13 protein-coding genes are annotated in these 16,430 nt (G+C 71.1%); 7 read left to right on the forward strand and 6 right to left on the reverse strand.

Annotated elements, in window-relative coordinates:
- Positions 1-43 precede the first annotated feature (43 nt).
- The 4 genes from BKK81_RS30335 (at position 44) to BKK81_RS30350 (ending at position 4,350) form a co-directional block, all read left to right on the forward strand.
- Positions 44-1,567 carry a UxaA family hydrolase gene (locus tag BKK81_RS30335; RefSeq protein WP_071071868.1) on the forward strand — a complete coding sequence of 508 codons (1,524 nt, stop codon included), beginning with the start codon at positions 44-46 and terminating at the stop codon, positions 1,565-1,567.
- Positions 1,568-1,629: 62 nt separating this feature from the next.
- Positions 1,630-2,409, forward strand: a complete 780-nt coding sequence (gene garL, locus BKK81_RS30340) for a 2-dehydro-3-deoxyglucarate aldolase (protein WP_071020695.1) — start codon at positions 1,630-1,632, stop codon at positions 2,407-2,409.
- Between the two features lie 37 nt (positions 2,410-2,446).
- Entirely contained in the window at positions 2,447-3,394 is a 948-nt protein-coding gene (locus tag BKK81_RS30345; protein WP_071020698.1) for a 2-hydroxy-3-oxopropionate reductase, read from the forward strand.
- 8 nt (positions 3,395-3,402) lie between these two features.
- A complete protein-coding gene (locus BKK81_RS30350) occupies positions 3,403-4,350 on the forward strand; it encodes a LysR family transcriptional regulator (RefSeq protein WP_071020701.1) in 948 nt (315 codons plus the stop codon).
- Between the two features lie 465 nt (positions 4,351-4,815).
- On the opposite strand, the gene BKK81_RS30355 is transcribed toward BKK81_RS30350, so the two are convergent.
- The 5 genes from BKK81_RS30355 to garD form a co-directional block, all read right to left on the reverse strand.
- Complete coding sequence (locus BKK81_RS30355) at positions 4,816-5,625, reverse strand: hypothetical protein (protein WP_197524001.1); 810 nt, start codon at positions 5,623-5,625, stop codon at positions 4,816-4,818.
- Positions 5,626-5,628: 3 nt separating this feature from the next.
- A complete protein-coding gene (locus BKK81_RS30360) occupies positions 5,629-8,142 on the reverse strand; it encodes a TonB-dependent receptor (protein ID WP_083384571.1) in 2,514 nt (837 codons plus the stop codon).
- Positions 8,143-8,252: 110 nt separating this feature from the next.
- Positions 8,253-9,272 (reverse strand): FecR domain-containing protein, encoded by a 1,020-nt coding sequence (locus BKK81_RS30365; protein WP_071020708.1) that lies wholly within the window; start codon positions 9,270-9,272, stop codon positions 8,253-8,255.
- On the reverse strand, positions 9,269-9,778 hold the full coding sequence (locus BKK81_RS30370) for a sigma-70 family RNA polymerase sigma factor (protein WP_071020710.1): 510 nt from the start codon (positions 9,776-9,778) through the stop codon (positions 9,269-9,271). Before BKK81_RS30370 ends, BKK81_RS30365 begins: the two co-directional genes overlap by 4 nt.
- 226 nt (positions 9,779-10,004) lie before the next feature.
- The gene (gene garD / locus BKK81_RS30375; RefSeq protein ID WP_071020713.1) at positions 10,005-11,552 is read right to left on the reverse strand and encodes a galactarate dehydratase; all 1,548 of its coding nucleotides are present in this window, start codon (positions 11,550-11,552) and stop codon (positions 10,005-10,007) included.
- A 482-nt stretch (positions 11,553-12,034) separates the two neighbouring features.
- Here garD and kdgD point away from each other — a divergent pair, with 482 nt between their 5' ends.
- A complete protein-coding gene (gene kdgD / locus BKK81_RS30380) occupies positions 12,035-12,949 on the forward strand; it encodes a 5-dehydro-4-deoxyglucarate dehydratase (RefSeq protein WP_071020716.1) in 915 nt (304 codons plus the stop codon).
- A gap of 94 nt (positions 12,950-13,043) precedes the next feature.
- On the opposite strand, the gene BKK81_RS30385 is transcribed toward kdgD, so the two are convergent.
- On the reverse strand, positions 13,044-13,991 hold the full coding sequence (locus BKK81_RS30385; RefSeq protein ID WP_071020719.1) for a LysR family transcriptional regulator: 948 nt from the start codon (positions 13,989-13,991) through the stop codon (positions 13,044-13,046).
- A gap of 88 nt (positions 13,992-14,079) precedes the next feature.
- Between BKK81_RS30385 and BKK81_RS30390 the strand changes: the two genes are divergently transcribed.
- Together BKK81_RS30390 and BKK81_RS30395 are read left to right on the forward strand one after the other, a co-directional pair.
- A complete protein-coding gene (locus BKK81_RS30390) occupies positions 14,080-15,354 on the forward strand; it encodes a CaiB/BaiF CoA transferase family protein (protein WP_071020721.1) in 1,275 nt (424 codons plus the stop codon).
- A gap of 29 nt (positions 15,355-15,383) precedes the next feature.
- Entirely contained in the window at positions 15,384-16,427 is a 1,044-nt protein-coding gene (locus tag BKK81_RS30395) for an NADPH:quinone oxidoreductase family protein (RefSeq protein ID WP_071022668.1), read from the forward strand.
- Positions 16,428-16,430 lie beyond the last annotated feature (3 nt).

Here is a 16,430-nt window from a genome sequence, read left to right on the forward strand (position 1 = left end):
CGGCGCCATGCGGCGCCCCCCACCAGAACAAGGAGACCCCCGCATGATCCCCCCCGTGATCCGACTGCACGCCGGCGACAACGTCCTGATCGCCCGCACCGACCTCGCCATCGGCACCCCCGTGCCCGGCGCGGATTTCCATGTCCGCGCCCAGGTGCCGGCCGGCTACAAGATCGCGGCGCGGCAGATCCGCAAGGGCGAGCCGATCCTCAAGTACCAAACCACCATCGGCTTCGCCAGCACCGACATCGCGCCCGGCAGCCTGGTCTCGGGGCACAACATCGCCTTCGAGGAATTCGAGCGCGACTACGCCCACGCGCGCGACTACGTCCCCGCCGCCGTGCTGCCGGCACACCAGCGCGCCACCTTCGACGGCTATGTGCGCGACGACGGCCGCGTGGCCACGCGCAACTTCATCGGCGTGGTGGCCACGGTCAACTGCTCCGCCACGGTGGTGCACAAGATCGCGGAGTGGTTCACGCCGGAGCGGCTGGCCGCCTATCCCAACGTCGATGGCGTGGTGGCCTTCGCGCACAGCACCGGCTGCGGCATGGAGATGAGCGGCGAGCCGATGGCGCTGCTGCGCCGCACGCTGGCCGGCTACATGCGCCATCCCAACCTGGCCGCGGTGCTGGTGGTGGGACTGGGCTGCGAGCGCAACCAGGTCGCCGGCCTGCTGGAAGCCGAGGGCCTGCAGGCCGGCCCGCGCCTGGTGCCCTTCACCATGCAGGACACCGGCGGCACGCGCAAGACCATCGAGGCCGGCGTGGCCGCGGTGCAGGCGCTGCTGCCCGAGGCCGACCGCGCGCGGCGCCGGCCGGTCAGCGCCGAGCACATCAGCATCGGCCTGCAGTGCGGCGGCTCCGACAGCTTCTCCTCGATCACCGCCAACCCGGCGCTGGGCGCCGCCATGGACCTGCTGGTGCGCCACGGCGGCACCGCCATCCTGTCGGAGACGCCGGAGATCTATGGCGTCGAACACACCCTGACCCGCCGTGCCGCCAGCCGCGAGATCGGCGAGAAGCTGGTCGAGCGCATCCGCTGGTGGAAGGACGTCTACGCAGCCGGGCGCGACGTGCAGATCAACGGCCGCGTCAGCCCGGGCAACCAGGCCGGCGGCCTGGCCAATATCTTCGAGAAGTCGCTGGGCTCCTCGATGAAGGGCGGCACCGGCCCGCTGATGGGGGTCTACCGCTACGCCGAGCCGATCGCGCAGAAGGGCCTGGTGTTCATGGATTCGCCGGGCTTCGACCCGGTTTCCGCCACCGGCCAGATCGCCAGCGGCGCCAACCTGATCTGCTTCACCACCGGCCGCGGCTCGATGTTCGGCGCCAAGCCGGTGCCCTCGCTCAAGCTGGCCACCAACTCGCCGATGTACCACCGGCTGGAGGAGGACATGGACATCAATTGCGGCGAGATCCTCGACGGCACCGCCACCATCGAGAGCATGGGCGAACGTATCTTCGCCGACATCCTCGCCACCGCCTCCGGCCGCCGCAGCAAAAGCGAACTGCTCGGCCTCGGCGACCACGAATTCGCGCCGTGGCAGATCGGCATCACCGGCTGAACGCTATCGCATCATCGCGCCGCCGCGCCGCCTGCCTTCCCTTATCCCGCACAGGAATCCTCATGCCTTCCCTCCTGCCCTCGCCGCTGCCCAACCGCTTCCGTTCGGCCATCCTGGCACGCCAGCGCCAGATCGGCTGCTGGTGCTCGCTGGCCAATCCCACCACCACCGAGATCCTCGGCCTGGCCGGCTTCGACTGGCTGCTGCTCGATGGCGAACACGCGCCCAATGACGTGCTGAGCTTCGTGCCGCAGTTGATGGCGCTGAAGGACAGCGCCAGCGCGCCCGTGGTGCGCCCGCCCGCCAACGACCCCATCCTGCTCAAGCGCCTGCTCGACATCGGCTTCTACAATTTCCTGATCCCGATGGTGGAAAGCGCCGACGAAGCCGCGCGCGCGGTCTCGGCGACGCGCTACCCGCCCCAGGGCACGCGCGGCGTGTCCATGGTCCAGCGCGCCAACCGCTACGGCACCGTCGCCGACTACTTCACGCAGGTCAACGACAATATCTGCGTGCTGGTACAGATCGAGAGCCGCAAGGGCGTGGATGCCGCCGAGGCGATCTGCGCCGTGGATGGCGTCGATGGCGTCTTCATCGGCCCGTCCGACCTCGCCGCCGCCTGCGGCCATCTCGGCAACCCCAACCACCCCGAGGTGCAGGCCGAGATGGAGCGCATCTTCGGCGCCGCCGAACGCGCGGGCAAGGCGGTCGGCATCCTCACCCCGGTGGAGGCGGACGCACGCCGCTACCTGGAGCGCGGCGCCGCCTTCGTCGCGGTCGGGCTCGACCAGAACCTGTTCCGCGACGCCACGCGGGCGCTGCGCGAGCGCTTCGCCTCGTGAGCGGCGCCGCATACATGCCTGAGGCAGGGAGCGACACATGAGCAAGATCGGATTCATCGGCCTGGGCGTGATGGGCACGCCGATGGCGGCACACCTGCTGGCCGCCGGCCACACGCTGTACGCGCACACCCGCAGCGGCGTGCCGCAGGCCCTGCGCGACGCCGGGGCGCAGGCCTGCGCCAGCGCCGCCGAGGTCGCGCGCCAGGCCGACACCGTGTTCCTGATGCTGCCCGACACGCCGGACGTCGAGCGCGTGCTGTTCGGCGCCGGCGGCGTGGCCGAGGGACTGGGCGCGGGCAAGACGGTGGTGGACATGAGCTCGATCTCGCCGATCGAGACGCGCGATTTCGCTGCACGCATCGAGGCACTGGGCAGCGACTATGTCGATGCGCCGGTGTCGGGCGGCGAGGTCGGCGCCAAGGCCGCCACCCTGTCCATCATGGCCGGCGGCAAGCCCGAAGTATTTGCGCGCGTGCAGCCGCTGCTGCAATGCCTGAGCAAGAACATCACCCTGGTGGGCGGCGTGGGCGACGGCCAGGTGGCCAAGGTGGCCAACCAGGTGATCGTGGCCCTGACCATCGAGGCCGTGGGCGAAGCGCTGGTGCTGGCGGCCAGGGCCGGCGCCGATCCCGCACGCGTGCGCCAGGCGCTGATGGGCGGCTTCGCCAGCTCGCGCGTCCTCGAGGTGCACGGCGAGCGCATGATCGAGCGCCGCTTCGAGCCCGGCTTCCGCATCGCGCTGCACCAGAAGGACCTGGAACTGGCGCTGTCCACCGCGCGCAAGCTCGGTGTCAACCTGCCCAATACCGCCTCCTGCCAGCAGTTGTTCAACACCTGCAGCGCGCTCGGCGGCGCGCGCTGGGACCACGCCGGACTGGTGCGGGCGCTGGAACACATGGCGTCGTTCGCCATCGGCGACAAGGTCCCCGGCGCGGATGGTGCGGACAGCGCGGACGGGACTGCCGGCAGCGCCGGCAAGGCCTGACGCCCGGCATGGCCACCCCGCCCTCCGCCCTGAACTCCGACGACCTGGCCTGCTTCGTCTGCGTCGCCAGCACGCAGAGCATTTCGCGCGCCGCGCTCGAACTGGGCGCCGACCAGTCGACCATCAGCCGCCAGATCGCCCGGCTGGAGGCCGCGCTGGATGCGCGCCTGTTCCACCGCAGCGGCCGTGGCGTGGTATTGACCGAGGCCGGGCAGACGCTGCTCGGCTATGCACGCCAGGTCGCCGCCACGCTGGCCGAAGCGCGCGAGGCCATCCGCGCCTCCTCGGCCAAGGGGCCGGCCCAGCTGGTGATCGCGGCCCAGCCGACCATCGCCAACACCGCCTTCGCCGCCATCGGCACCGCGCTCAAGCTGCGCTTTCCCGCCACCAAGGTGCGCTTCGTCGAAGGACTGGCCAGCCCGCTGCTGGCCTGGCTGGCCGCCGGCGAGATCGACGTCGCGCTGCTCTACCTGCCCGAGCAGCAGGGCGCGCTCAAGGTCGACATCCTGCTGGAGGAAGACCTGACCCTGGTCACCCCCACCTCCTGGAGCCACCTCGGCCCGACCTTCCCCGTGCGGCGGCTGGCCGAAGTGCCGCTGATCCTGCCCAGCACCGGACACGGCCTGCGCGTGCTGGCCGAGACCCTGGCCGCGCGCAACGGTGCCTCCCTGCAACTGGCGATGGAATGCGATGCATCGAACACGGTGTCGATGCGCCTGGTGGAAGACGGCTGCGGCGCCACGCTGCTGCCCTTCGCCGCCGTGGCCGACCGCGTCGCCCAGGGCCGCCTGCACTCGGCGCGCCTGGTCGAGCCGGTGGTGACGCGGCAGGTCGCGCTCGCCACGGCGCGCAACCGCCCGCCGGTGCCTGAACTGTGGGACATCATGCAGACCGTGCGGCAATCGGTGCGCAATACGGTGATGTCGGGCGCCTGGCCCGGCGCGCGGCTGGTGTAGGGCGGCGCCTGCCGGCCTGCGAACGCCATCGTGCTAGCGAATGCCGGCCCTCTCCCCCGGCCCCTCTGCCGCAGGCGGGAGAGGGGAGCGAAGCGGCGCGGTGCGAACCACGTCGCGCTGGACAAAGCCGACGAGATGCACCAACACCGAGCGCCAAGCACACGGTCTTGGCTCCCTCTCCCCGCACGGAGAGGGCGGGGGAGAGGGGTGGTTTAGCAAGGCGCCACGCCCAAGCGAAGCCAACGGTGTGATCCAGCACGCGAGCACAGAATCGAAGCCGACAAGCCCCACGGCCAACCGGCAGCGGCCCTTTCCCTCCCCATGACACTATCGTCATGGCGCGGCCCTGCCGCGTCTGAAGCAGAACAAAAAACGCCTGGCCGTTAATTGAATAAGATGAGACGAGAGGCACGAGGCCTGCCCCCGCTGAAGCCAGCCGGCAGCCACCGCCGGCCGAGCCCAGCATCAGCCCGCCTCCGCCCCCCGCGCCGTCACGCAGGCCGTGTCCGGCGCGCCGATGGCCCAGTCGATCGCGGCATCGAACAGCCGCAGGCCGGGCGCGGACAGGTTGGTGAAGGTGTCGTTGGCCAGGAAGAACATCACGCGGCGTGCGGGCGCGAGGGCTTCGTAGTCCATCGTGGCGCCCTTCTCGTAGGCGAAGATGGCTGCCTTCTCGGGCTGCCCGTAGAGCGTGGCGATGATGCTCGCGCCCAGGCCGGGCCTGCCCCAGCTCATCGGCGCCTGGCGCGCATAGACGTTGACGCTGCCGGCGGGCAGTCCCGCGGCCATCGGGTGGGGCGCGTTGACCAGCCACAGGTAGCGCTCGCGCCCGGCCTCGCCGTAGTCGCTGTCGAGGCGCTTGCCGGTCATGGCGAGATCGTCCAGCAGGTCGTTCTCCCAGGTCAGCAGCGGGATGGCGAGCTGGCGCCAGCCGGCCTGGACCGACTTGGCCGCCACTGTCGAGGACAGCACCACCAGGCCGGCCCCTGCCGCGGCCGCCGGGGCCGCCGACTGGTCCAGCAGGTCCACGGCGAAGCCGCGCCGGCGCAGGTGCGCCGCGATGGCCTGGTCGACCGCCAGGCTGGGCCCCTGCTGCTGCACGACCAGCACCACGCGGCCACGCGCCGCCGGCTGCGCCTGGGCCGCGCCCGGCAGCAGGACCGCGCCTGCGGCCAGCGCGGCACCGGCCAGGAAGGCTCTGCGCGAGGGCCGGCGCGCGGCCCCTGCCACAGCGGCCGCATCGGCACACGGTCGTGAGGGAAGCGGATGCGGCATGGTTCAGAACTCCATCGTGGTCAGCAGCGACACCTGGCGCGCGTCGCCCACGGCGACGAAGTACTGGTTGGCGCTGGACGGGTAGTAGACCGTGTTGAACAGGTTCTTGACATTGAGCTGGAAACGCACCTTCTGTCCGCCGACGCGTGTGTCGTAGCTGGCGAAGGCGTCGGCCACCGCGTAGGCCGGCAGCATGAAGCTGTTGGCCGAGTCGCCGGGCCGGTTGCCGACGTAGTGCACGCCGCCGCCCAGGCGCAGGCGGTCGCCGCCGAACAGGCTGCCGAAGTCATAGACGGCGGACAGCGAGGCGGTGTGCTGCGCCACGTTCCACAGGCGGTTGCCCGCGTAGAGCGGATCCTCGGTGGTCTTGGCATCGATGTAGGCATAGCTGGCGATGACGTTCCAGCGCGGCCCGACCTGGCCGGTGATATCCAGCTCGACACCGCGCGAGCGCGCCCGCCCCGAGGTGCGCCATTCGGTCAGCTTGGCGGCATCGTTGTACTGCGACACCAGTACGTTGCGCTTGTCGATATCGAACAGCGCCAGCGTGCCGGTCAGGCCGATGGCCAGGTCGGCCTTGGCGCCCACTTCCCACGACCTGCCCCGCTCCGGCGCCACGGCCGAATCGATCACCACGCCGGAACTCAGCGGCGCGATGGTCGAGGTCGGCTTGAGCGATTCGGTATAGCTCGCATAGAGCGACAGCGCCGGGCTCCACTTGTAGACCAGGCCGGCGCGCGGCAGCCAGCGATTGCCCTCGATGTCCGTGTTGGCATGGAAGGGACGGCCGCGTCCGGCCCACTGGCTGTACGAAAGGAAGCGCATGCCGGCCACCAGGATCCAGCGGTCGGTCAGGTAGAGGCTGTCCTGCAGGAACACCGAGGTGTTGTGCAGGGCGTCGGTCTGGTCGCTGTCGCTGGCGGAGACCGTGCTGGACGGGCTGATCTGCCCGTACACCGGGTTCAGGTAGCTGAACTTGCTGGACACGGACTGGCGCAGCAGGTCGGCGCGGTAGATCAGGCGGTATTCGCTGTCCATGCCCATCTGCAGGTTGTTGCGCATGCCGCCGAGCTGGAAGTTGCCGTCGACGTAGGCGATGCCGTAGCTGTCCGTGCTGAGCGCGCCGTGGGTGGCGTCGTTGCTGCGGCTCACCAGGCCGGTGGTGGTATTGATGCCGGTGATGCGGATCTGGTTCGCGTCGTAGGTCTCGCGGTTGTAGCTGTAGCCGAAGTGCGCGCGCCAGTCGCCGTTGAACTGGTGGTCCACGGCCAGCTGGGCCAGGTGGGAGTTGCCGACCATATTGTTGAACGGCTCGTCCAGGCGCCGGCGGGCCGGGATCGGCAACGGCGCGCCGCTGCGGGGATCCATCGCGGTGCCGCGGTCGAAGGGATACAGGTAGTCGCGGTACTCGTAGGACAGCACGACCTGCGTATCGCGGCCATACCAGGCCAGCGACGGCGCGATCAGGGTTTCGCGATGAACGCCGAAATTGCGCCAGTACTGCTCGTCGACATGGTCGGCCACCATGCGGTAGGCCAGGCCCGACTCGCCAAGCGGGCCGGTGGTATCGAGCGTGATGCCGGCGCCGTTCTTGCCATGGCCGTAGGTGCTGCCCAGCAGCGACAGGGCCGTGCTCTGCTTGAGCTGCGGGCGCTTGCTGACGATGTTGATGACGCCGCCCGGATCCATGATGCCGTACAGCAGCGACGATGGCCCCTTGAGCACCTCCACGCTGTCGGCCGCGGCATTCAGGCCGCGGCCCTGCACCAGCGGCATGCCGTTGTGCATGATGGAGCCGTCGCGGTTGCCGCCGAAGCCGCGCTTCATCAGCGTGTCCTGGGTTCCCGCCAGGGTATTGCCCTGGGTGATGCCGCTGACGTTGGCCAGCGCGTCGTCGAGGTTGCGCGGGCGCTGGTCCTTGAGCACCTGGGCCGGCACCACGTTGACCGCCTGCGGCGTGTCCTGCAGCGGCAGGTCCGAGCGCATCACCGAGCTGTTGGCGGCAGGCCGGTAGCTGCCGATCGACTGCGCGCTGACGGTCACCTGCGGCAGGGCCGTGGCGGCATCCCCCGCTACCGGCGCTGCGGCCTGCGCACCGCTCCGCGGCGCCAGCGCGTAGCCACCATTGGGCTGCGCCACCGCGGCCAGGCCGGTGCCCTGCAGCAGGGCGGCGAGGCCGGCGGCGGTGCCATAGCTGCCGCGCAGGCCGCCGCTGTGCCGCCCCGCCGTCTGCTCCGGCGTGAATGACAGCAGGATGCCGGCCTCGCGGCCGAAGCGGTTGAGCGCGGCCTCCAGCGGGCCGGCCGGAATGTCGTAGGACTTGCGCGGCGCCTCGGCCGCCGCGCCGGCGGGGGCAGCCTGGGCAAGGCCTGCCTGCGGCAGCGCACCGCCCAGGCTGGCACCCAGCATGGCGTGCCGCAGCACGCGCAGGGCCTGCTGGCCGAGCGCGGCGCGGCGCGCGGGTCGGAAGGAAACGGAGCCGGCGCGGGACCGGGCCGGGCGATGGTGATGCGTCATGAAGGCAGACTCGCGGTGGACTCGAAGACGGTGTTCTCATCTCCTAAGTCACGCGAGATTTCCAAACAGGCCACCCGGCCAGCAAAAAAGCGAAAAAAACGCGCGGCCGGTCAGGCCGGCGCCGGCAGCACCGTGACCCAGTAGCGGGTCAGGAAGTGGATGCGCACCGGCAACGTGGTACGCAGCAGGTCGAGGACGCGGCCGGTATCGGCCAGCGGATAGGTGCCCGAGACACGCAGCCCGGCCACGGCGGGATCGCAGCGCAGGCGGCCCGGGCGGTAGCGGCCGAGCTCCGCCAGGAAGTCCTCCAGCCGCATGGCGCTGGCCACCAGCATGCCGTCGGTCCAGGCCACCGCCGTGTCGGCCAGCGGCGCCGCTGCCTCGGCCCCGCCCCGGCCGAAGCGGACCTGCCCGCCGGCAGCCACGACCGGCCCGCCGCCGGCAACGTCGAGCGGCTCGACCGCGACGGCCCCTTCCAGCACGCCGACCCAGCTGCTGCCCTCGAACTGGCGCACGGCGAAGCGCGTGCCCAGCGGCCGCAGGCGGCCCTGCCGCGTCTCCACCAGCATGGGGCGCGCCGGCACCTGCCGGTCCCTGGCGGTGCTGACGAGGATCTCGCCGCGCAACAGCCGCACCACGCGCCCGGTGCCGCCGTAGTGCACGTCGACGGCGCTGTCGGTATTCAGGACCAGGGCCGTGCCGTCCTCCAGGCGCACGGTGCGGCGTTCGCCGACACCGGTGTGCAGGTCGGCCAGCCAGCCCTGCAGCGGCGCCTGCTCGCGTGCCAGCCAGGCGGCGCCGCAGCCCGCGAACAACAGCGCCAGCGCGCGCACGGCATGGCGCCGGCGCGGCGAGCCGGGGGCGGCCAGCGCCGCGCGCGCCACCGCGCTGGCCAGCGGCGAAGCGACCTCGCGCAGTTGCCCGTTGAAGGATTCGATATGGCGCCAGGCGCGCGCGTGGTCCGGATGCGCTTCCAGCCAGCGGCGCCAGTCGGCGCGCGTGCGCCCGTCGGCTTCGGCCGATTGCAGCGTGACCAGCCACTCGACCGCGCGGCGCGCCACTTCGGGGGAAATCGCCGGAGGGCGCGCGGACAGCTTGCGCGCGCGCCCTTCGCTGCCGGCCGCGCTCATGCCCCACCCTGCGCGAAATAGCACTGCGTGCCGGCGCGCACCAGGTAGCGCTTGACGGTGGTGACGGAGATATCGAGCGCGGCGGCGATCTCGAGCTGGCTCATGCCGTCGAGCTGGGCCATCAGGAAGGCACGCTTGACCGGCACCGGCAGGCCGTCCAGCAAGGCATCGATCTCGTGCAGGGTCTCCAGCAGGATGGCGCGCGCCTCGGCCGACGGCACCACCGGCTCGGGCAGGCAGGCCAGCGCCTCCAGGTAGGCCTGTTCCAGCTTCTCGCGGCGCCAGTGGTTGGCGAGCACGCGTTGCGCCACGGTGGACAGGAAGGCGCGCGGCTCCAGGACCTGCAGCGCCTCCTCGCGCGCCAGCAGGCGCATGAAGGTATCGTGGGCGAGGTCGGCAGCGCGGTGCGCGCAGCCCAGCCTGCGCCGCAGCCAGCCATGCAGCCAGTCGTGGTGACCGCGGTAAAGCGCCTGAATTTCCTGCTGTATCCCCGCTTCGGCGGCCATGATCCGGCTCCCGGCGCCTGCGGACGGGCCGCGCGCCAAGTCACAAATAACGATAATGAGAATCGTTATTATATAAAGACCGGAAATCCCCAGGCAATGGGAAGCCGCAAACAAGCTTGCCCGTCCAGCGGCACTGACGCGGCCCCGCCACACCTCTGCGGGAGGCCGCCCGCCGCGACGGGTGTCCCCCGCACGAGCGTGGCGGGCGGCCTGCGGGAGAGTAGGCTCAGGTCACCGGCGCCGGGTTGAACAGCGCCAGCGCGTTGTAGAGCTGGTGGTGCTCGGCCCAGGTCTGCTTGCGGCCGCTGGCGACGTCGAGCATCAGGCGGAACAGCTCCCAGCCCACCTCCTCGATGGTGGCCTGGCCGGTGGCGATACGGCCCGCGTCCACGTCCATCAGGTCGTGCCAGCGGCGCGCCAGGTCGCTGCGCGTGGCGACCTTGATCACCGGCACTTCGGCCAGCCCGTAGGGCGTGCCGCGGCCGGTGGTGAAGACGTGCAGGTTCATGCCGGCGGCAAGCTGCAGCGTGCCGCAGATGAAGTCGCTGGCCGGCGTGGCGGCGTAGATCAAGCCCTTCTGGCGCAGCTTCTCGCCCGGCGCCAGCACGCCGCTGATCGGCGCGCTGCCGGACTTGACGATCGAGCCCATGGCCTTTTCCACGATGTTGGACAGGCCGCCCTTCTTGTTGCCTGGCGAGGTGTTGGCGCTGCGGTCCACGCGGCCGCGCTGCAGGTAGGCGTCGTACCAGGCCATCTCGCGGATCATCGCCTGCGCCACCTCGGGCGTGGCGGCGCGCGCGGTGAGCTGGCCGATGCCGTCGCGCACCTCGGTCACTTCCGAGAACATCACCGCGGCACCGGCGCGCACCAGCAGGTCGGTGGCGAAACCCACCGCCGGATTGGCCGTCACGCCGGAGAAGGCGTCGCTGCCGCCGCACTGCACGCCGACCACCAGGTCGGAGACCGGGCAGGTCTCGCGGCGGCGCGCGTTCAGCTTGGCCAGGTGGGTCTCGGCCATCTCCATGATGGCCGCGATCATGGAACCGAAGCCCACGTGCTGTTCGTCCTGCAGGCAGACCACGCCGACCTGCACTTCGCCGGCGCCGGCCTGGATGGGAATGGTGCCGGGCGGCAGCAGGCGCTCGGGCTGCAGCTTCTCGCAGCCCAGGCTGACCATCATCGCGGTACCGCCGAAATTGGGGTTCAGCGCGATATTGCGCAGGGTACGGATGGGCACCGCCGCATCCGGCGCGTCGATCGCCACGCCGCAGCCGTAGGTGTGCTCCAGCCCGATCACGTCGTCGACATTGGGGTAGCGCGGCAGCAGCTCGGCCTTGATGCGCCGCACCGCGTGCTCGACCACGCCCGACACGCATTGCACGGTGGTGGTGATGGCGAGGATGTTGCGCGTGCCGACCGAGCCGTCGGCATTGCGGAAGCCCTCGAAGGTGTAACCCTCCAGCGGCGCCATCGGCCCGGCGGCGCGCGTGCAGATCGGCAGGTCGTCCAGCGCCGGCGCGGGCGGCATCTCGATCACCCGCTCGTTGACCCAGCTGCCACGCGGCAGGTCGCGCGCCGCGTAGCCGATCACCACGTTGTAGCGGATCACGGGATCGCCCGCGGCCAGGTCCGCCAGCGCCACCTTGTGGCCCTGCGGCACGCGCTCGCGCAGCACCAGGCCGCAGGGGAAGACGCCGCCTTCGGCCAGGCCGCCGTCGTTGGCGACGATGGCCACGTTGTCCTGGGGATGCATGCGGATATAGAGCGGGGCCATGCCCTGGCCGCCCTCGCCTTGACGTTCGTTCACTTGTCGTTCAGTGGTTGTGCCCGCTGCCATCCGGCACCGGGCTGGTTGATCCTGGCTGTCTTCCTCAGGCGCGTATCCGGTCGGGTCTCCTCACAGCGGCGATCGGAAAAGCAGATGGCCGGCTCACCGTGATATGTCATCATATGACATGGATTATAGGGAGACGATTCGCAGCACCACCTCGGTGTTTACCCTAGCGACAGCCGCATCCTTTCCCATCGCCCGTGCCGCCGCCGGCGCGAGCCGCCCGGGAACGCTGTCCATCACGGACGGGAGCGCCGCGGGATCGCTGGCCGCGACGGCTGCCCGGCCCTCCCGTGTTTTCCCTGAGGCCCTTTCCCCCCGGACGGCTTGCACCAGGCGCCGTCTAGTTGTACGATGACGTATAACAAATAGCAAACAATCGCCACCTGCAACGCCTCCCCGCGAGGCCAACCGGACGCAAGCCCATGACCACACCGCAAGAACTGAAGCAGATCGTCTCCGAAGGCCTGCTCTCCTTCCCCGTCACCGACTTCGATGCCCAGGGCAACTTCCGCCCCGACACCTATGTCGAGCGGCTCGAATGGCTGGCACCCTACGGTGCGACTGCTCTGTTCGCGGCCGGCGGCACCGGCGAGTTCTTCTCGCTGACGCCGGATGACTACGCCAACGTCATCCGCACCGCGGTCGAGACCTGCGCGGGCAAGGTGCCCATCCTGGCCGGCGCCGGCGGCCCCACCCGCACCGCCATCGCCTACGCCAAGGAAGCCCAGCGCCTGGGCGCCAAGGGCGTGCTGCTGATGCCGCACTACCTGACCGAAGCGTGCGAGGCCGGCATCGCCGCCCACGTCGAGGAAGTCTGCAAGGCCATCGATATCGGCGTGATCGTCTATAACCGCGCCAACTCGCGCCTGACCGCCGACATGCTGGAACGGCTCGCGGATCGCTGCCCCAACCTGATCGGCTTCAAGGATGGCGTGGGCGAGATCGAGAACATGGTGCGCATCCGCCGCCGCCTGGGCGACCGCCTGTCCTACCTGGGCGGCCTGCCGACCGCCGAAGTCTACGCCGCCGCCTACAAGGCGCTGGGCGTGCCGGTGTACTCCTCGGCGGTGTTCAACTTCATCCCGAAGACGGCGATGGACTTCTATCGCGCCATCGCCGCCGACGACCACGCCACCGTGGGCAAGCTGCTCGACGAGTTCTTCCTGCCCTACCTGGAGATCCGCAACCGCCGCGCAGGCTATGCGGTGAGCATCGTCAAGGCCGGCGCCAAGCTGGTCGGCCACGACGCCGGCCCGGTGCGCGCGCCGCTGACCGACCTGGACGCCCAGGAGCTCGAACAGCTCGACGCGCTGATCCGCAAGCTCGGACCGCAGTAAGACACCACCCCCTCCCCTTGTGCGTCGCGGCCCGCGGGCGGCGATGCACGACCCGCCCCCGCGCCGCCGCCAGAGGTTCCGGCGCGGCGCGGCGTCATGCCGGCACCGTGTGTGCCGGCATGCCCTCCCACACGGCTTCCTGCCCCTGCAGGCGCGCGCGGATGAAATCCATCAGGGTACGCGTGGCCAGCGTCGGGAAACGGTTGGGCGCGGTCAGCATATAGATGCTGTCGCCCACGCCTTCCGGCTCGTGGCCGGGCAAGACCTCTTCCAGTTCGCCACGGCCGATCTGCTGCCAGACCGCATAGCGCGGCAGCAGCGCCACGCCCAGGCCCGCCAGCACCGCCTCGCGCAGGAAGGGATAGTCGCCCGACTGGATGCGCGGCGACACCCGCAGCACCTGCGGCTCGCCGGCCGCGGTCAGCTTGAGATCGAAGCGGCGGCCCAGCGAGGCCGGCGCGATCAGCGCGCAGCCCGGCAGTTCGGCGGGGCCCGCAGGCGCGCCCCGCCGCGCCAGGTAGGCCGGCGTGGCGCACAGGCACCAGCGCACGGCACCGATGCGACGCGCCACGTGGTCCTCGGGCGGCGTGGAGGTGATCTTGAGCGCCACGTCGACTTCCGCCGGGATCAGGTCACCGATGAAGTCGTTAATCAGCACCCGCAATGAGATGGCCGGATACTGCTGCGCGAAGTCCAGCAGCACCTGCGCCAGGTAGAGATGGCCCAGCCCGGTCGGCAGGCGGATACGCACGTCGCCGCGCACGGTCTGCCCCAGGCTGTCGATCGACGCACCCGCCGCCTGCAGTTCGTCCAGCATGCGTACCCCATGGGCATAGAGCAGCCTGCCGGCTTCGGTCGGTTCCACATGGCGCGTGGTGCGCCGCATCAACTGCGCGCCGAGCTGCTGCTCCAGCAACTTCAGGCGCCGCGAGACATTGGAGCGCGTCATGCCGCTGCGCGCGGCCGCCGCCGTCAGGGTACGAGCCTCGACCAGCGTGACGAAGAGGCGGATGAGGTTGAGGTCGAGGGAATTGTCAATCATCAGTCAACACGGCTGGCACAGGTCGGCGGATTGTTCGAAGCAGGCGCGCCGCCTAGCATAAGCCATCGCCCGCTTCCCTGATTCCGAGATGGCAACCCCTGCTGCATCCCCCGCGTTCCCTTCCCCGCCCGCCGCCTCCGAGCTGCCCTTCGCCGGCCTGCGCGTGCTCGACATCAGCCAGGGCATCGCCGGCCCCTACTGCGCGCACATCCTGTGGCAGCAGGGCGCCGAGGTGATCAAGGTGGACCCGCCCTCCGGCGACTGGGGGCGCCATGTCGGCGTGGTACGCGGCGAGCTGAGCGCGCTGGCCATCGCCTACAACGGCGGCAAGCGCGGCGTCTGCATCGATGCCGCCACCCCGGATGGACGGCGCCTGCTGCGCACGCTGGCGCGCCAGGCTGACGTCGTGGTGCAGAACTTCCGCCCGCAGGTGGCCACGCGGCTGGGGGTGGGCTACGCGGACCTGGCGGCGGAGCAGCCGGCCCTGGTCTATGTGTCGATCAGCGGCTACGGCGCCGACGGCCCCTACGCGGACCACCCCGCCTCCGACTCGGTGATGCAGGCCGACAGCGGCCTGATGTTCACCAACCGCGGCGCGGACGGCACCCCGCGCCGCGTCGGCATGCTGCTGGCCGATGCCGCCACCGGCCTGTACGCCGCGCAGGCGGCCGCGGCCGCGCTGTGCCGCCGCTTCCGGCGTGAAGCCATGCCGGCTCCGCAAGGGGCGCCATCCGGCGCGCATGTCGAGCTGAGCCTGTTCGACGCCTGCTGCGCCCTGCAGGCCAACAATATCCTCGAGTACGCGATCCAGGGCGCGGTCGCCGCCGGGCCCGTCAGCGCCCCCAATGGGGTGTTCGCCACACGCGACGGCAGCCTCAGCGTGCTGGCGCTCAACAATGCCCAGTTCAGCCGCCTGTGCCAGGCGCTGGAGCGGCCGGAATGGCTGCAGGATGCACGCTTCGCCGACAACGCCGCACGCATGGCGCACGCGCCATGGCTGCATGCCGCGGTGGCCGACTGCCTGGCCCGCCACGACACCGCGCACTGGCAGCGCGTGCTGCAGGCGCATGACGTGCTGCACGCGCCGGTGCGCGACTACCACCAGGTCCTGGACCACCCCCAGGCAGCGCAGCAGGGCAGCTTCCAGCCGCTTGCGCAGCCGGGCCTGGGCACCCTGCCTTTCGCCGGCGTGCCGGCGCGGGGCCTGCGGCGGCCGGCCGGCGCGGCACCCCGCATCGGCGAGCACACCGAGGCGGTGCTGAGCGAGGCGGGCATCGCCCCGGCACAGATCGCCGCCTGGCTGCGCGACGGCGTGGTGCGGCAGGCGCCGGCGCTGCCCGCCGCGCACGGAGACCTGGCATGAGCCCCGCCGCCGCCATCGGCCCGGACACCATGCGTGCCGTGCTGTGCGAAGCCTTCGGCCCGCCCGGATCCACCCGACTGGCCGAGGTCGCGCGCCCGCCGGCGGACGATGCGCACACCGTCACGCTGGCAGTCGAGTACGCCAGCGTCAGCCACGCCACCGGCCTGATGGTGGCCGGGCGCTACCAGACGCGGCCGCCCCTGCCCTTCGTGCCCGGCACCGAAGCGGTCGGCCGCGTCCTCTCCTGCGGCGCCGGCGTGACGCGGCTGCGTCCGGGCGACCGCGTGGTGGCCATCGCCGACTGGGGCTGCTTCGGCGAAGTGCTGCGGCTGCCCGAATACACCGTCTATCCGGTGCCCGACGCCCTCGAAGCGCTGCAGGCGCTGCCAGTGCCGCTTTCCTATGGCACCGCCTACTGCGGCCTGGTATGGCGCTGCGCGCTGCAGGCCGGCGAGACCGTGCTGGTGCTCGGCGCCGGCGCCGGCGTCGGGCTGGCGGCGGTAGAAATCGCGCACCAGCTCGGCGCCACCGTGATCGCCTGCGCCAGCACCGAGGCCAAGCGCGCCGAAGCCCTGCGGCGCGGCGCCGCTCATGCGGTGGCGCCGCAGGATCTCGCCGCCCGGGTCAAGCAACTGACGGGCGGGCGCGGCGCCGACGTGGTGGCCGACCCGGTCGGCGGCGACCTGTTCGACCAGGCCTTGCGGGCCGCCGCCGCCAACGCGCGCCTGCTCAGCATCGGCTTCGCCAGCGGGCGCATCCCGCAGGCGCCGCTCAACCTGCTGCTGGTGAAGAACCTGACGCTGCACGGCTTCTTCGTCGGCCGCTACATCGGCTGGACGCCCGCCGACGAGCGTGCCCGCCACGCCCCCGCGCTGCAGGCGGCGATGCAGACCCTGTTCGACTGGGCATGCGCGGGCCGGATCCGCCCGACCGTCTCGCAGGTGTACCCGCACGGCGGCCTGGCCGACGCGCTGCACGCGCTCGAGACGCGGCAGGTGGTGGGCAAGGTCGCGCTGCGGATCGCGGCAGACGGGCCGCCGGATACCGCGAACGATTCCCTGAAGAAGAACTAGCCC

This window comes from Cupriavidus sp. USMAHM13 (assembly GCF_001854285.1).
Classification (GTDB): Bacteria; Pseudomonadota; Gammaproteobacteria; order Burkholderiales; family Burkholderiaceae; genus Cupriavidus; species Cupriavidus malaysiensis.

Coding starts and splice junctions, on each gene's coding strand:
- BKK81_RS30335 (WP_071071868.1), top strand. CDS start 44: ATGATCCCCCCCGTGATCCGACTGCACGCCGGCGACAACGTCCTGATC.
- garL (WP_071020695.1), top strand. CDS start 1,630: ATGCCTTCCCTCCTGCCCTCGCCGCTGCCCAACCGCTTCCGTTCGGCC.
- BKK81_RS30345 (WP_071020698.1), top strand. CDS start 2,447: ATGAGCAAGATCGGATTCATCGGCCTGGGCGTGATGGGCACGCCGATG.
- BKK81_RS30350 (WP_071020701.1), top strand. CDS start 3,403: ATGGCCACCCCGCCCTCCGCCCTGAACTCCGACGACCTGGCCTGCTTC.
- BKK81_RS30355 (WP_197524001.1), bottom strand. CDS start 5,625: ATGCCGCATCCGCTTCCCTCACGACCGTGTGCCGATGCGGCCGCTGTG.
- BKK81_RS30360 (WP_083384571.1), bottom strand. CDS start 8,142: ATGACGCATCACCATCGCCCGGCCCGGTCCCGCGCCGGCTCCGTTTCC.
- BKK81_RS30365 (WP_071020708.1), bottom strand. CDS start 9,272: ATGAGCGCGGCCGGCAGCGAAGGGCGCGCGCGCAAGCTGTCCGCGCGC.
- BKK81_RS30370 (WP_071020710.1), bottom strand. CDS start 9,778: ATGGCCGCCGAAGCGGGGATACAGCAGGAAATTCAGGCGCTTTACCGC.
- garD (WP_071020713.1), bottom strand. CDS start 11,552: ATGGCCCCGCTCTATATCCGCATGCATCCCCAGGACAACGTGGCCATC.
- kdgD (WP_071020716.1), top strand. CDS start 12,035: ATGACCACACCGCAAGAACTGAAGCAGATCGTCTCCGAAGGCCTGCTC.
- BKK81_RS30385 (WP_071020719.1), bottom strand. CDS start 13,991: ATGATTGACAATTCCCTCGACCTCAACCTCATCCGCCTCTTCGTCACG.
- BKK81_RS30390 (WP_071020721.1), top strand. CDS start 14,080: ATGGCAACCCCTGCTGCATCCCCCGCGTTCCCTTCCCCGCCCGCCGCC.
- BKK81_RS30395 (WP_071022668.1), top strand. CDS start 15,384: ATGCGTGCCGTGCTGTGCGAAGCCTTCGGCCCGCCCGGATCCACCCGA.